Source organism: Rahnella perminowiae (assembly GCF_019049695.1).
Lineage (GTDB): Bacteria > Pseudomonadota > Gammaproteobacteria > Enterobacterales > Enterobacteriaceae > Rahnella > Rahnella perminowiae.
Map to the genome: position 1 here is coordinate 65,543 of NZ_JAFMOT010000178.1, position 16,165 is coordinate 81,707.

Below are 16,165 nucleotides of genomic sequence, written 5' to 3' on the forward strand. Positions count from 1 at the left end.
AAGATGGCAACTCCACACATTAATGCTGAAATGGGCGACTTTGCTGACGTCGTGCTGATGCCGGGCGACCCGCTGCGCGCCAGGCACATCGCGGAAACCTTCCTTCAGGATGTTAAGCAGGTGAACGACGTGCGTGGCATGTTGGGGTTCACCGGCACGTATAAAGGCCGCAAAATCTCAGTGATGGGCCATGGCATGGGCATTCCTTCCTGCTCCATTTATGCCAAAGAACTGATCACTGAATTCGGCGTAAAAAAAATCATCCGCGTGGGTTCGTGTGGTGCTGTTCGTGCCGACATCAAACTGCGTGACATTGTGATCGGCATGGGTGCCTGCACCGATTCCAAAGTGAACCGTATGCGTTTCAAAGACCATGACTACGCGGCTATCGCGGACTACGACATGGTGCGTAACGCCGCTGACGCTGCGAAAGCTAAAGGCATCAATGCCCGCGTCGGTAACATCTTCTCCGCCGACCTGTTCTATACACCGGACCCGCAAATGTTCGATGTAATGGAAAAGTACGGCATTTTGGGTGTGGAAATGGAAGCGGCCGGGATCTACGGTGTGGCGGCAGAATTTGGTGCAAAAGCACTGACTATCTGTACTGTCTCCGACCATATCCGTACGCACGAACAAACCACTGCCGCTGAACGTCAGACCACCTTCAACGACATGATCGAAATCGCGCTGGAATCTGTTCTGCTGGGCGACAAAGAATAAATTCTGCTGATATAGCAGAGACGAAAACGGGCACCAAATGGTGCCCGTTTTGCTATGCGTTTTCCTGTTCATCACTGAGCCGCTCATGTCTGAACTTGTAGATTTACTGCGTCAGGGTAGTCTGACGGCAAAAGAGATCACGGCGCAACTTCACGGAGCAACTCCACATCACCCCGTCAACGCTCTCAAGGCGGCTGGCCTGAATCACTTCGGCCGGCTGCGTTTCAGGCTGCGATAAGCAGCCTGTGCGGCTTCTTTGGTCTGCGCTTCGGTGGCAGGTTTAGCGGGCACCACATCGGATTCCGGCTCAGGAATATTGAGCACCGGTGGCGGGCCGAACTCATCCGGTTCGTCTTCCTGTTCATCATCTTCTTTTACCGGCTTACTGGCGGTCAGCAGGAACGGTGATTGCTGCCAGCGTGAACGGCGGCCCTGCAACAATGTGCGGGCCAGAATAATACCGACACCCAGCGCGGCGAGCATCATCAGGCGCAACAGGTTAGTGGTGTTATCCACCTGCTTGGACTCGGTTGCCAGCACATGCGTGTCGAGTGTGATGCGTAAAAATCCGCCCGGCCCGTTTTTATCTTCTATCGGTACCACAATCTGATGATTGAAGTAGCTACCCGCACGTTTGCCATCGAGCGACAAACGGTCGCGAACCGGCACCTGTTCACCGGCATGCGCCACCAGGGAACCGTCAGACTCATAAACGCTGGCGTCAAGAATGCGACTGCTCTCGGTAAGCTGACTCAAAATAGTGGAAATTTGTGCGATATCAGCGCCATCATTATCGCTGTCCATCAGGGGGGCGAGCGAAAACGCCACCTGTCGGGCGAGCGTTTGCGCAAGCTGTTCCACCTGCGTCGAACGTGCCAGTTGATGTCCCAGACTGAAATAAGATGCGCCCTGCATCAGAATGACAAGTAATGCGAGACTTATCAATACGATAGCTGCGCGGTGCAGGCGAAATTTAAGTTTGGCCTTGGCCATTCTGTTTCCTTGCGTATTTCGATGACTTTATGTTGCCAGAAGACGCCACGATAAGGTAGCTTGATGCCTCATTTTACCCTGCATCCTTCAAGCTGCCTCTGCGTTGGCTGCCTTCATTCACTCCGGTCACTGACCTGTGTCAGTTCCCGGAGATTCATTCCGTTGCCGCCTTGATGCAACTCGAATGATTTTGGGTAAATAGTGATATTTGTTTTCCTAATACCATAACGCCCTACAGGAGCCATCATGCCAAACAGTCTGACCTATTGCGATCTTCCTGCGGAGATCCACCAATGGCCGGGACTTCCCCTTTCATTGAGCGGTGATGAAGTCATGCCGCTGGATTACCGGGCGGGACATACCGGATGGCTTCTGTATGGTAGAAAACTTGATAAAACCAGCATTACGCTGTTCCAGCGCCGGTTAGGCCGCGCTCTGGTGATTGTCAGCGCATGGTCAGTGGAAGGTTATCAGGTTGTGCGCCTCGCAGGCTCACTCACTGCCGACGCACAGTTTCTCGCCGAATCTTTTGAATTTGATGTCGCTCAGCTGGGGAAAGTGCCGTATCTGCGTGTGCCAGGCCTGCTGGTCATGGACATGGATTCTACCGCGATTGAAATTGAATGCATCGATGAAATTGCCAAACTGGCAGGCGTCGGTGAGCAGGTCGCGGAAGTCACCGAACGCGCGATGCGCGGCGAGCTGGATTTCTCCGCCAGTCTGCGTCAGCGCGTGGCGACATTGAAAGATGCGGATGCCAGTATTCTACAGCAGGTGCGTGAAACCCTGCCGCTGATGCCGGGTCTGACGGTGATGGTTCAGCGTTTACAGGAAGCGGGCTGGCACGTGGCGATTGCCTCAGGCGGCTTTACATATTATGCCGAATACCTGCGCGACCAGCTGAATCTGATCGACGTGGCCGCGAACGAACTGGAAATCCGTGACGGCAAACTGACAGGCCGTGTGATCGGGCCGATCGTTGACGCGCAATATAAAGCCGATACTCTGCTGAAACTGGCAGAAAAACTGGGTATTCCCCACGCGCAAACCGTGGCTATCGGTGATGGGGCGAATGACCTGAAAATGATGGCGGTTGCGGGCATGGGTATTGCTTATCACGCCAAACCGAAAGTTTATGAACAGGCTTCAGTCTGCATCCGACATGCCGATCTGCTTGGCGTGTTGTGTATTCTCAGCGGTAGCCAGTCTTAAATACCCGTCATACGTCAAGCCGCATCTGCGTTAGCTGCAATCACTCACCCGAATCACTGACGTATGTCAGCTCATCGGGATGAGTGCTCTGGCCGCCTTGATGCAACTCGAATTATTTAGGGTATTCACTATTATTTTGAAGAGGTAAGTTGTGGCAAAAGCAGCAAAACGTGCATTTGTGTGTAATGAATGTGGCGCAGATTATCCGCGCTGGCAAGGGCAGTGCAGTGCCTGTCAGGCCTGGAACAGCATTACTGAAATCCGTTTGGCCGCTTCCCCTACGGTGGCGCGTAACGAACGTCTGACCGGTTATGCCGGGGATGCCGGGGTCAGCCGCGTGCAGAAACTGTCGGATATCAGCCTCGATGAACTTCCGCGTTTCAGTACCGGTTTTAAAGAGTTTGACCGGGTATTAGGTGGCGGCGTGGTACCGGGCAGTGCCATTCTCATTGGCGGTAACCCCGGTGCCGGTAAAAGTACGCTGTTGCTGCAAATTCTGTGTCATCTCAGTGAAAACATGAAAACCCTTTACGTTACGGGTGAAGAATCATTGCAACAGGTTGCGATGCGCGCGCATCGTCTGGGTTTACCAACGGCTAACATGAATATGCTGTCGGAAACCAGCATCGAACAGATTTGTGAGATTGCAGATGCGGAACAGCCGAAGCTGATGGTGATCGACTCCATTCAGGTGATGCATATGGCCGATATTCAGTCGTCGCCGGGTACGGTCGCCCAGGTGCGTGAAACGGCGGCGTATCTTACCCGTTTCGCTAAAACGCGCGGCGTGGCGATTGTCATGGTCGGTCATGTCACTAAAGACGGTTCACTGGCGGGGCCCAAAGTACTGGAGCACTGTATTGACTGTTCCGTACTGCTCGACGGTGATGCCGATTCGCGTTTCCGTACATTGCGCAGCCACAAAAACCGCTTTGGCGCGGTGAACGAACTGGGCGTATTTGCTATGACCGAACAGGGGCTGCGTGAAGTCAGCAACCCGTCGGCAATTTTCCTCAGCCGGGGAGATGAAATTACCTCCGGCAGCTCCGTCATGGTGCTATGGGAAGGAACGCGTCCGCTGTTGGTTGAGGTTCAGGCGCTGGTCGATCATTCGATGATGGGCAATCCCCGTCGTGTGGCGGTCGGTCTTGAGCAGAACCGTCTGGCCATATTACTCGCGGTGCTGCACCGTCATGGCGGCTTACAGATGGCGGATCAGGATGTCTTTGTTAACGTGGTCGGTGGCGTGAAAGTCACCGAAACCAGTGCCGACCTGGCGCTGTTGCTGTCGCTGGTATCGAGCCTGCGTGACCGTCCGCTGCCGCAGGATTTGGTGGTGTTCGGTGAGGTCGGGCTGGCGGGGGAAATCCGTCCGGTGCCAAGCGGTCAGGAGCGTATAACTGAAGCGGCGAAACACGGTTTTAAACGCGCCATTGTGCCGTACGCTAACGTGCCGAAAAAAGTGCCCGCCGGTATGCAGGTATTTGGCGTCAAAAAACTGGCTGATGCGCTGGCGATCCTCGATGATTTGTAACGGTTAACCGCTGTCGCTGCTGAGGGCCTTTGTGCTATTTTTTGTTTAGTACAGAAAACCTGAGGACAAGGCATGTCACAGTTCGACTATCTAAAAACCGCGATAAAACAACAGGGACGCACGCTGCAACAGGTGGCCGAAGCCAGCGGGATGACCAAGGGTTATCTCAGCCAGTTGTTGAATGCAAAGATAAAAAGCCCCAGCGCCCAAAAACTGGAGGCATTGCACCGTTTCCTGGATCTTGAGTTTCCCCGTCGTGAGAAAAATATTGGCGTGGTGTTCGGTAAGTTTTATCCGCTGCACACCGGCCACATTTATCTGATCCAGCGCGCCTGTAGTCAGGTCGATGAGCTGCATATCATCATGGGTTATGACGAACCACGCGACCGCGAGCTGTTTGAGAACAGCTCAATGTCTCAGCAACCCACGGTCAGCGACCGCCTGCGCTGGTTATTGCAGACCTTCAAGTATCAGAAAAACATCCGCATTCATGCCTTTAACGAAGAGGGGATGGAGCCGTATCCGCACGGCTGGGATGTCTGGGGGCGTGGCATTAAAGAGTTTATGGATCAGAAAGGCATTGAACCGAATACTATTTATTCCAGCGAAGAAGCTGATGCGCCACAGTACCGGGAACATCTCGGCATTGAAACGGTGCTGATCGACCCGAAACGTTCGTTTATGAATATCAGTGGCCGTCAGATCCGTCAGGATCCGTTCCGTTACTGGGATTATATTCCGACTGAAGTTAAACCGTTTTTCGTACGCACGGTGGCGATTCTGGGCGGCGAATCCAGCGGGAAATCGACGCTGGTGAATAAATTAGCCAATATCTTCAACACGACCAGCGCGTGGGAATATGGCCGCGATTATGTGTTCTCGCACCTCGGTGGCGATGAAATGGCGCTGCAATATTCCGATTATGACAAAATTGCACTCGGGCAGGCGCAGTACATTGATTTTGCAGTAAAATATGCCAATAAAGTGGCGTTTATTGATACCGACTTCCTGACCACCCAAGCCTTCTGTAAAAAATATGAAGGGCGTGAGCATCCGTTTGTGCAGGCGCTGATGGATGAATACCGGTTTGATCTGGTTATTTTGCTGGAAAACAATACACCGTGGGTTGCGGATGGCCTGCGTAGTCTGGGCAGTACGTCTGACCGGATGTCTTTTCAAAATCTGTTAATTGAAATGCTCAGGCAGAACCAGGTGGAATATGTTCACGTGGAATCATCAGATTATGATCAGCGTTTTCTCGAATGTGTGGAACTGGTGCAGAACATGCTGGCGGCGGACACCAGCCGGTTAAATGAACCCCCTGTACGCTGATCAAAAATCAGCAAGCAGAGCTGCGGGCATACATAGCGTTCACATGTGAACGAAAACACATGAATGAAAAAGCCCCGTCATGAAAATGCGGGGCTTTGCATATAAGGCCACAGCGGACTTAGAAAGCGACGACCACTTTACCCTGCATATGGCCGTCGAGTACTTTGGCATGCGCGGCTTCGATGCTTTCCACGGTCAGGCCATGCAGGGTGTCGCTCAGGGTGGTCCGGACTTTCCCTTCGTCAACCAGCGCGGCGACGCGTTTGAGAATTTCGCCCTGTTCGGCAATATCCGGCGTGGTAAACATACTGCGGGTGTACATCAGCTCCCAGTGCAGGGCGGCACTTTTCAGCTTCAGTTTATTCATATCCAGCGGATGTTCGTTTTCAACGATGGTACAGATATGACCCATTGGCGCGATCAGATCAGCGATTGTCTCCCAATGGCCGTCGGTATCGTTCAGACACAGAATAAAATCTACCTGCCTGATGTCGTGTTTCGCCAGTTCACCTTTCAGATCTTTGTAATTTACGGTCAGATCGGCACCGCGATCCAGACACCATTTTGCTGATTCCGGGCGCGAAGCGGTGGCAATGACTTTCACGTTGCTGCGCAGTGACGCGAACGGGATCGCAAGCGAACCTACGCCACCGGCTCCGCCGATGATCAGCAGCGTTTTATCCGCAGATGCGTCCTGAATTTTCAGATGCTCGAACAACGCCTCCCAGGCGGTCAGTGTGGTCAGCGGCATGGCGGCGGCTTCAGCCCAGTTCAGGCTTTGCGGTTTGAGGGACACAATGCGTGAGTCGATGAGATGTTCAGCCGCGTTACTTCCGGAACGGGTGATATCTCCGGCGTACCAGACTTCATCGCCGGGTTTGAAATTTTTCACCGCGCTGCCCACGGATTTAACAATGCCGCTGGCATCCCAGCCCAGCACTTTCGGTGCATCCAGACCGCTTTTCTGCACGCCTTTGTGTACTTTAGTATCGACCGGATTGACCGACACGGCTTTCACTTCCACCAGCAAGTCATAATCTTTCGCGACGGGTTGCGGTAATTCGACGGCGATGAAATGGGCCGGATCTTTCGGGTTCACTGCAATAGCGTTAATTGTCATGTTTTCTCTCTCCGTTAGGTATACGCAAAGTCTAGCCCGCATCCGTGAAGCTGATAAGATGGACAATAACTAACAAAGTGTTCGTCTTAGGTGAACAATCATGTTTAAGCAGTTACAGGATATGGCGCTGTTTGCGCTGGTGGCCGAATGTGGCAGTTTTACTCAGGCCGCCGGCCGGGCCGGTTTGCCCAAATCCAGCGTCAGTCAGCGTATCAGCCAGCTCGAGAAATCCGTCGGACTGCGCCTGCTTAACCGTACCACACGCCAGCTGAATCTGACGTTTGCCGGTGAACGTTACCTGATCCACTGTCAGGAAATGATGCAGGCCAGCGAAAGGGCGGAGCTGGCCATCCGCCGGTTACGCGATAATCCGAGCGGGCGGTTGCGGATCACCAGTCCGGCAGGGCTCGGGGCGACGTTACTGGCGCGCATGAACGTCGAGTTTCAGAAACGTTATCCGGATGTTTCGCTGGAGGTGTCGGTGTCCGATGCGATGGTCGATCTGGTGCAGGAAGGGTTTGATATCGCCTTGCGTACGGGTAAACCGCAGGATTCCTCGCTGATCGGCCGCGAACTGGGGCACAGCCCGCGTTACCTGCTGGCGTCGCCAGCGTATCTGGCACAGCAGCCATCCCTGGATTCGCCGCAGCAACTGGCGTCGCATCACTGCATCGCACACCGGGCATGGTCTGAGTGGGTACTGCATCGCGGCGATACCTGGCACCGCTGGTTGCTGCCTTCGGCGCATACCACCGACAATCTGCTGTATGCGCGGGAGTGCGCGCTGGCAGGTGCAGGCATCACATTGCTGCCTGCATTTTTATGCCATGACGAAGTCGCGAAAGGCACGCTGGTGCGCGTGTTGCCGGAATGGGAAGCAGAAGGGAATGATTTGTATCTGGTTTATCCGGGACGAAAGCTGAATTCGCCGGCACTGGTCTGTTTTATTGAGTTTATGCTGGAAGAATATAGGTTTTCAGAAAGCTACAGCGAGGCGCTGACGGGATAGATTTGAGTGAATTGCCGCCATAAAAAAGGCCCGTTTCCGGGCCTGATATTCGGCTGAAGATGATTATTTGATCATCTTTTTGTACTTAATGCGCTTTGGTTCCAACGCATCGGCACCTAAAGTCCGTTTTTTGTATTCTTCGTATTCGGTGAAGTTACCTTCGAAGAACTCGACTTTGCCTTCATCCTGATAATCGAGGATGTGCGTCGCGATACGGTCGAGGAACCAGCGGTCATGGGAAATGACCATCGCGCAGCCCGGGAATTCCAGCAAGGCGTTTTCCAGTGCACGCAGGGTTTCGATGTCGAGGTCATTGGTCGGTTCATCGAGCAGCAACATGTTACCGCCAACCTGCAGCAGTTTTGCCAGATGCAAACGGCCACGTTCACCACCGGACAGTTCGCCAACACGTTTGCCCTGATCAACCCCTTTGAAGTTAAAGCGGCCCACGTAGGCGCGGCTTGGCATTTCAGTGGTGCCGATGCGCATGATGTCCTGACCACCGGAGACTTCTTCCCAGACGGTTTTGCTGTTATCCATTGAATCACGGAACTGATCCACAGACGCCAGTTTCACGGTATCGCCCAGCTCGATGGTGCCGCTGTTAGCGTCTTCCTGACCTGACATCATACGGAACAGCGTTGATTTACCGGCGCCGTTCGGGCCGATAATCCCGACGATCGCGCCTTTCGGTACGGAGAAGGACAGGTCGTCGATCAGAACGCGATCACCGTAAGACTTGCTCAGGTTTTTCACTTCGACAACTTTGTCGCCCAGGCGGGGACCCGGTGGAATGAACAGTTCGTTGGTTTCGTTACGTTTCTGGTATTCGGTGCTGTTCAGCTCCTCAAAGCGTGCCAGACGGGCCTTGCCTTTAGACTGACGGCCTTTCGCGCCCTGACGAACCCACTCCAGTTCCTTCTCGATAGATTTACGGCGTGCGGCTTCGGAAGAGGCTTCCTGCGCCAGACGTTCGTCTTTTTGTTCCAGCCAGGTGGAATAGTTGCCTTCCCACGGAATACCTTCACCGCGGTCAAGTTCGAGGATCCAGCCAGCCACATTATCAAGGAAGTAACGGTCGTGGGTAATTGCCACTACGGTACCTTCGAAGTCGTGCAGGAAGCGTTCCAGCCATGCCACGGATTCCGCATCCAGGTGGTTGGTCGGTTCGTCGAGCAGCAGCATGTCTGGTTTTTCGAGCAGCAGGCGGCAAAGTGCCACACGGCGGCGCTCACCACCGGACAGGTTAGCCACTTTCGCATCCCAGTCTGGCAGACGCAGCGCATCAGCAGCACGTTCCAGCTGGCTGTTGAGGTTGTGGCCATCGTGTGCCTGGATGATCTCTTCCAGCTTACCCTGTTCAGCCGCCAGTTTATCGAAATCCGCTTCCGGCTCAGCGTACAGTGCATACACTTCATCGAGACGTTTTAACGCGCCAACGACTTCAGAAACAGCTTCTTCCACGGACTCACGCACGGTGTGTTCCATGTTCAGCTGAGGTTCCTGCGGCAGGTAACCGATTTTCAGATCAGGCTGCGGACGTGCTTCACCTTCGATGTCGGTATCGATACCGGCCATGATGCGCAGCAGGGTGGATTTACCCGAACCGTTCAGACCCAGAACACCGATTTTAGCGCCAGGGAAGAAACTCAGGGAGATGTTCTTAAGAATATGACGCTTCGGCGGAACAACTTTGCCGAGGCGATGCATGGAATATACGTATTGAGCCACGTTGTTTTGAGCCTCTTTCTCTGCGGGCCGCGCGCTGTCTGCGAAGGGCAGGCGCTGCGGCAAATTAAAGTCAGCCCCGCCTGACTGCGGCATGACTGATAAGGGTTCCGACTGCGAAGTTTAGCGTGTTTCAGCCGGGTTCCCAACCATCAGGTTCACAGTAAGGCAAGAATGTTGCCGGCGGGTAGCAGGTGGCGGAGAGATTAGCCAAACGGAATGTTGAATTCATCCGGTTCGCCTGACGGGCGCAGTGGCCGGTTGCGACCGACAAACATCCCGGTTGTCAGAATATCGGTGAGTTTAACAACATGATAAATGGCCTGTTTATTTTGCGTTTTTACTTTGCGCTTGATATTGCCTTTATGCGACGCCACCGTTTTTTGTTTGATATTCAGGTGCTGGGAAATATTTTCTGTGTTCAGCCCTGACATCCACATTTTCAGAATACTGGATTCAGTCCGGCTCAGGCTGACCGGTGTGAGATCCAACAATTGTTCCGCTTCTGCCGGGCGTGACAGCAGCAGGTTACGGGCAATCAGCTGATAAATGGTGGTTGTCCGGATGGATTTGGACAAAATAATGATGTTTTTACGGATCGGCACATAGCTCTGATAATTCAGGTTTTCTTTGGAAATGAAAACAAAGAACAGCGTACCGGGATGCGCGTCTATCATATCCCGCAGGGTGTGGCCTGACTGAGCATCAGACGTAAAGCAATCTTCATTCACAAAGATGATTTCAGGCGTCAGGGAATGGCATGTCGCGTGCAGTTCGTCGATATCCTTAAGCGAAAGAATGTCTTTCTGCTGTTGTCCGTTTAATTGCAATAACGAATGCAATGCCAGCTGCGTGTAATAGCATCTGTCTACAATCATCGATGACATTGTGTTTACCTGTTTGTTGGCTTCTGTTCGGCTGCAAAGCATCCAGAGAGCTCGTTTTTTATAAAACTGGTCCTACAGCGATGGGGCATTCCTGTAAAAACTGCCGTAAAAATTGATGGTTGCCGGCAATATTCGTTTGCTGTGAAAAGGGATACCCTGGCGAGAGTAATAAGGCGGTAAAGGATTGATGTAAATCAGCAAAACGGGCATTGGGACGTTTTGTGAGATCTTTGAGACGAATTGAGCGCGGAAAATATTAAAGTTTCAGAATGATGACATTTTTTATCGTAAAACGCCGGGCTACAAAAGGTAACCCGGCATCCGGATAAATCATCAAGCTTTCTGGCGAATGAAGCGGTTAACCAGCCATTTCTCGATTTCGACAATCACGAAGATCATCGCGCCAACTACCAGCGTGATGCCCCAGAATTTCAGCGGCATCGGTACGGTGCCGAACAGCTGGTTCATGACCGGCAGATAAATCAGCGCCAGTTGCAGGAGCAGCAGGACAGCGGAAACTACCCACAAGCCTTTATTAACAAACACTTCACGCGTCAGCGGGAAACGATCCATCACGCGGCAGTTAAACATATACACCCACTGCGCGGTGACCAGTGTCTGCAGCAGTACGGTGCGGATCAAATCGCTGCTGTAACCGCGCGGTTGCATCCAGGCTTCCAGCACGAACGCACTGCAGGCAATCAGAATGCCCACGAAGGCAATACGCCAGACAGCATGCAGATCGAGTACGTGCTGACCCGGTGCGCGCGGGCGGCGGGTCATCATGCCTTTCTCGCCTGGCTCAAAGGCCAGACCGAAGGACAGCGTGGTCGATGTTGCCATGTTCATCCATAAGATCTGAACCGGCGTCAGCGGAATGACCGCACCGGCCAGAATCGCCAGGATAATCAGCAGCCCCTGCGCGAGATTGGTCGGCAGGATAAACAGAATGGTTTTCTTCAGGTTGTCGTAAACGCGACGACCTTCTCTGACGGCGCTGGCGATGGTCGCGAAGTTATCATCGGTCAGTACCATATCAGCGGCTTCTTTGGTCACTTCGGTGCCTTTAATGCCCATGGCAATGCCGACGTCAGCCTGTCTCAGCGCGGGTGCATCGTTGACCCCGTCGCCGGTCATGCCGACGACTTCGCCGCTATCCTGTAATGCCTTGACCAGGCGTAATTTATGCTCAGGGCTGGTACGGGCGAAAATATCGTACTGGCTGGCGGCCACAGCCAGTTCAGCATCGTCCATATGTTCGAGCTGGTAACCGGTGATCGCGTCTGCGCTGTTGCCGATCCCCAGCATTTTGCCAATTGCCATCGCGGTTTCCTGGTGGTCACCGGTGATCATCTTCACGCGGATCCCGGCCTGCTGACACTGAGCAATCGCGTCAATCGCTTCAGGGCGCGGCGGATCCATCATGCCGGCGATACCGGCAAAAATCAGGCCCTGTTGCAAATGACTGTGGTTCAGGTCGCCGTCGATTTCCGGCTCATCTTTCAGTGCCGCAGCAACCATACGCAGGCCCTGGCGGGCGTAGCGCGCCATCTCTTCTTCCCAGTATTCGCGGCGGAAAGGCTGCACGCCGTTTTCGGTCAGTTCAAGCGAGGCTAAGGAGAACAGAACATCCGGTGCGCCGGTCACAAACAACCGGGTTTTGCCATTGATACGTTGCAGGGTGGACATGTATTTATGTTTAGAATCGAACGGAATTTTATCCAGTGGTTCGACTTTACCGGTATTCAGGTTTGATTTAGCCGCCAGCACTTTCAGTGCGCCGGACGTCGGGCCGCCGGTTATGCCCCAGTGGCCTTTATCGTCCTGCAGTAATTGGCTGTCATTACATAGATCTACCGCGGTGATGAAAGTGTTAAGTACAGGTGTATTGATAACATCGATCTGCTTGCGGCTTTGCATGTCAGTAATCCGGCCTTTAGGCTGATAGCTTTCGCCTTCTACCTGATAAGCGCGGTCTGCCAGAATGACGGCTTTCACGGTCATTTCATTCATGGTCAGCGTGCCGGTTTTATCCGAGCAAATTACTGTCATAGAACCGAGTGTTTCGACCGTTGGCAGCTTACGGATAATGGCGTGATTACGTGCCATCGTTTGCACACCGAGAGAAAGGATGATGGAAATGATGGCCGGTAAACCTTCCGGCACGGAGGCCACGGCCAGGCTAATCAGCGACAGCAACAGTTCGCCCAGCGGCATGTCACGCAGAATGAAGGCGAAAATAAACAGGAATGCCATCATCAGCAAAATCAGGGCGAAAATGCCTTTGCCCAGTTTGTCGATTTGCTGCAGCAGCGGGGTGCGCTGTGGCGTGATCGACGACATCATTTGGTTGATGTGACCCAGTTCTGTGTCTTTACCGGTGGCACAGACCACACCGGTCGCGGTACCGCCACTGATCATGGTGCCGGAGAACAACAGGTTATGGCGGTCGCCGATCATGACTTCATCGTCAATGACCTGTGCGTTTTTGACCACTACAGTGGATTCGCCCGTCAGAATGGCTTCTTCGACCTGCAGGTTATGCGCACTGATGATACGCAAGTCCGCCGGGATCTTGTCACCGGGGCGCAACTGTACGATATCGCCAGGCACCAGTTGATCAGCGTTGATGGTTTGTATCTGGCCGTCACGCATGACAACTGCCTGACTTGACAGCATATTCTGAATGCTTTTCAGGGATTTTTCAGCGCTGTTTTCCTGCAAAAAACCAATCAGCGCATTGATGACGGCTACGCCCAGAATGACCAGCGTATCGACCCAGTGCCCCATGGCACCTGTCACAATAGCCGCCGCAAGCAGGATATAAATCAGGACATCATTGAAGTGCGCCAGAAAACGCATCAGGGCGCTTTTAGCCGCTTTTTCCGGCAGGGCATTGGGGCCGTACTCTTTCAGGCGTTCGCTGGCATCATGCCGGGTCAGGCCATTCTCGCCGGTTCCCAGACGCTGCATGGCGTCGTTACCACTAATCTGATACCAGTTTGTGTTTTCCGTCGCGGCAGAAGAAGAAGGGCTGGCATTAGTTTTTACTGATGAAGTTGAGTGAGTCATTTACTTTTCCATAAGCGATGAGCTGAGCCGCTATTCATATTTCACTTTCATAAGAAGAAATAGCGAATATCAAAAAATCAATTTTACATAGGGTGCGATCATAATTAATTATCTCCGGATAAATTTGATCTGAGCCAATAAATAGTTTTTTTGCATGGCTGTTAATAATTTTTATATTTAAAAACAATCAGATAATAGGGTTGGGATTTTCGGTATTAATTACCTTTTATTTAGGGTTTGTTTAAAAATTAAATACCCGCGTAAATTACGGTAAGTAAATCTTAGTTTTGTCAGTGCGTTTATTTAACTTGAAACTGTAAGGGTGCTATCTATTGGGGTTTTACAGGATAATACCCGCTAATTAATTACGGATATCTTGTGGTGAGGAATTATTCCCGCCTGATATTCTGTGACAGAAAATAGATCTGCCGCTGTCTGGTAACTCTCCGTCGCTTGCACCACACTGTGTAAAGTTTGTGATGCTGTTCCTGCATCGCTTCAATTTTAAAAATGAATCGATTAGCGTAGTGGCTGTCTACAGAATGCAAAACAGTTCGGCACAACCCGTGAGGATAAAGGTAAGTATGGTCAAGGTGGACAAATGGCACTCTCTGGCGATGAGTGTGTTGCTGATAACAGTATCGGGCGTGGCGAAAGCTGACTCGCTGGACGCGCAACGCCAGCACTATATGCAGATTAAACAGGCGTGGGATAATAATCAGATGGATGTTGTCAGTGAACTGATGCCAACGCTGAAAGATTATCCCCTTTATCCTTATCTGGAATACCGGCAACTGACGCAGGAGCTGGGCGATGCGACTCCGGCGCAGGTGAATGCCTTTGTGAAGGCTAATCCGACGTTGCCTCCGGCGCGTTCCCTGCCAGCACGTTTTGTAAACGAACTGGCGCGCCGTCAGGACTGGAACAGCTTGTTGTCTTTCAGCCCGCAGCCGCCGAAACCGGTTGCCGCCCGCTGTAACTACTATTATGCCAAATGGGCCACCGGCGATCAGAAAACGGCCTTTGATGGCGCAAAAGATATCTGGCTTACCGGCACTTCATTGCCGAACACCTGCGATAAGCTGTTTTCCGTCTGGCAGGGCGCAGGTAACCAGACCGCACTGACCACGCTACAACGCATCGGTCTGGCGATGAAAACCGGCAATACTAATCTGGTGAACTTCCTGGCAAAGCAATTACCGCCGGATTATCAGACTATGCGCGATGCGCTGCTGGATTTGCAAAATAACCCGAATACTCTTGAAAGTTTTGCGCGCAGCGTCGGGCCGACTGATTTTACCCGTAATGCCACCAGCGTTACGTTTGCGCGTATCGCCCGTGATGATGCTGAAAATGCCCGTTCGATGATCCCGGTTCTCGCGCGTCTGCAAAAGATGAGTGACAGTGAACGTCTGGATCTGGAAGAAGCCGTCGCCTGGCGCTATATGGGCAGCGACGCCACACCGGAACAGGCTGCATGGCGCGATAACGTCATTCTGCGCAGCCATTCCACCACACTGGTGGAGCGTCGCATTCGTATGGCGCTGGCCGCCGGCGATCGTCAGGGGCTGAGGCAGTGGCTGGATCGTCTGCCATCGGATGCGCTTCAGGAAGATGAATGGCAATACTGGCGTGCGTCAGTCATGATCGATAACGGTCAGCGCCCGCAGGGTGAGGCCATGCTGCGCACCTTAATGAAGGGACGCGGATTCTATCCGATGGCCGCAGCACAGAAGCTCAATGTGGCTTATCCGATGCAAATTTCTGTCGCGGTAAAACCGGATGCCAGCATTGCTAAATTGCCGGAAGTTGCCCGCGTCCGTGAGCTGATGTACTGGCAGATGGACAACCTGGCGCGGACCGAGTGGAGCTATCTGGTCAGCAGCCGCCCTGAATCTCAGCAGTCGGCACTGGCACGTTACGCTTTCGAGCAGAAATGGCCCGATCTCAGTGTACAGGCGACCATTACCGGCAAGCTGTGGGATTATCTGGAAGAGCGTTTCCCGCTGGCGTGGCCGGATGAATTCCGTCAGGCCACCAACGACAAAGGCATCACACAAAGCTACGCGATGGCGATTGCCCGTCAGGAAAGTGCGTGGAATCCGAAAGCCCGTTCACCGGTGGGAGCCGCCGGTCTGATGCAGGTGATGCCTGCCACCGCGCAACATACTGTGGACATGTTTGGCCTGCAGGGTTACAGCAATCCGGCACAGTTGCTGGATCCGCAAATGAATATCACGATTGGCACCCGCTATCTGGAATATGTCTATCAGATGTTTGGTCGCAACCGTATTTTATCCAGCGCCGCTTATAACGCCGGGCCTTCCCGTGTGAATACCTGGCTGGGCAACAGCGCGGGCAGGGTGGATTCGGTCGCGTTCATTGAGAGTATCCCTTTCTCTGAAACTCGCCGGTATGTTAAAAATGTGTTGGCATATGATGCGTTTTATCGCTATTTTTTACATCAACCGGCCAAGATTTTGACGGATGCCGAATGGCAGAGGCGTTACTGATCCCGAAGTGTTTATGATAAGCTGCTGTACTAGTTTAATAGT

At 52.8% G+C, this 16,165-nt stretch carries 11 protein-coding genes; 6 read left to right on the forward strand and 5 right to left on the reverse strand.

The window, feature by feature from the left end; genetic code table 11:
- Positions 1 to 3 precede the first annotated feature (3 nt).
- Positions 4 to 723, forward strand: coding sequence for a purine-nucleoside phosphorylase (gene deoD, locus J1781_RS14065; RefSeq protein WP_015698752.1), 720 nt, complete (start codon positions 4 to 6; stop codon positions 721 to 723).
- 204 nt (positions 724 to 927) lie between these two features.
- On the opposite strand, the gene J1781_RS14070 is transcribed toward deoD, so the two are convergent.
- On the reverse strand, positions 928 to 1,716 hold the full coding sequence (locus tag J1781_RS14070) for a YtjB family periplasmic protein (RefSeq protein ID WP_129953273.1): 789 nt from the start codon (positions 1,714 to 1,716) through the stop codon (positions 928 to 930).
- A gap of 246 nt (positions 1,717 to 1,962) precedes the next feature.
- Here J1781_RS14070 and serB point away from each other — a divergent pair, with 246 nt between their 5' ends.
- The 3 genes from serB (at position 1,963) to nadR (ending at position 5,794) form a co-directional block, all read left to right on the forward strand.
- Positions 1,963 to 2,928, forward strand: a complete 966-nt coding sequence (gene serB, locus J1781_RS14075) for a phosphoserine phosphatase (protein ID WP_129991293.1) — start codon at positions 1,963 to 1,965, stop codon at positions 2,926 to 2,928.
- A 151-nt stretch (positions 2,929 to 3,079) separates the two neighbouring features.
- Positions 3,080 to 4,462 (forward strand): DNA repair protein RadA, encoded by a 1,383-nt coding sequence (gene radA / locus J1781_RS14080; RefSeq protein WP_129953271.1) that lies wholly within the window; start codon positions 3,080 to 3,082, stop codon positions 4,460 to 4,462.
- A 72-nt stretch (positions 4,463 to 4,534) separates the two neighbouring features.
- Complete coding sequence (gene nadR / locus J1781_RS14085) at positions 4,535 to 5,794, forward strand: multifunctional transcriptional regulator/nicotinamide-nucleotide adenylyltransferase/ribosylnicotinamide kinase NadR (protein ID WP_129953270.1); 1,260 nt, start codon at positions 4,535 to 4,537, stop codon at positions 5,792 to 5,794.
- A 118-nt stretch (positions 5,795 to 5,912) separates the two neighbouring features.
- On the opposite strand, the gene J1781_RS14090 is transcribed toward nadR, so the two are convergent.
- The gene (locus J1781_RS14090; protein WP_129953269.1) at positions 5,913 to 6,914 is read right to left on the reverse strand and encodes a zinc-binding alcohol dehydrogenase family protein; all 1,002 of its coding nucleotides are present in this window, start codon (positions 6,912 to 6,914) and stop codon (positions 5,913 to 5,915) included.
- A gap of 100 nt (positions 6,915 to 7,014) precedes the next feature.
- Between J1781_RS14090 and J1781_RS14095 the strand changes: the two genes are divergently transcribed.
- The gene (locus tag J1781_RS14095) at positions 7,015 to 7,923 is read left to right on the forward strand and encodes a LysR family transcriptional regulator (protein WP_129953268.1); all 909 of its coding nucleotides are present in this window, start codon (positions 7,015 to 7,017) and stop codon (positions 7,921 to 7,923) included.
- Between the two features lie 63 nt (positions 7,924 to 7,986).
- On the opposite strand, the gene ettA is transcribed toward J1781_RS14095, so the two are convergent.
- From ettA to J1781_RS14110, 3 genes are all read right to left on the reverse strand, one after another.
- On the reverse strand, positions 7,987 to 9,654 hold the full coding sequence (gene ettA / locus J1781_RS14100) for an energy-dependent translational throttle protein EttA (RefSeq protein ID WP_129991294.1): 1,668 nt from the start codon (positions 9,652 to 9,654) through the stop codon (positions 7,987 to 7,989).
- Positions 9,655 to 9,857: 203 nt separating this feature from the next.
- The gene (gene rcsA, locus J1781_RS14105) at positions 9,858 to 10,538 is read right to left on the reverse strand and encodes a transcriptional regulator RcsA (protein ID WP_129953266.1); all 681 of its coding nucleotides are present in this window, start codon (positions 10,536 to 10,538) and stop codon (positions 9,858 to 9,860) included.
- A gap of 333 nt (positions 10,539 to 10,871) precedes the next feature.
- Positions 10,872 to 13,610, reverse strand: a complete 2,739-nt coding sequence (locus J1781_RS14110) for a cation-transporting P-type ATPase (protein WP_217233779.1) — start codon at positions 13,608 to 13,610, stop codon at positions 10,872 to 10,874.
- A gap of 584 nt (positions 13,611 to 14,194) precedes the next feature.
- Here J1781_RS14110 and sltY point away from each other — a divergent pair.
- On the forward strand, positions 14,195 to 16,123 hold the full coding sequence (sltY, locus tag J1781_RS14115) for a murein transglycosylase (protein ID WP_129953264.1): 1,929 nt from the start codon (positions 14,195 to 14,197) through the stop codon (positions 16,121 to 16,123).
- The last annotated feature ends 42 nt before the right edge of the window (positions 16,124 to 16,165 follow it).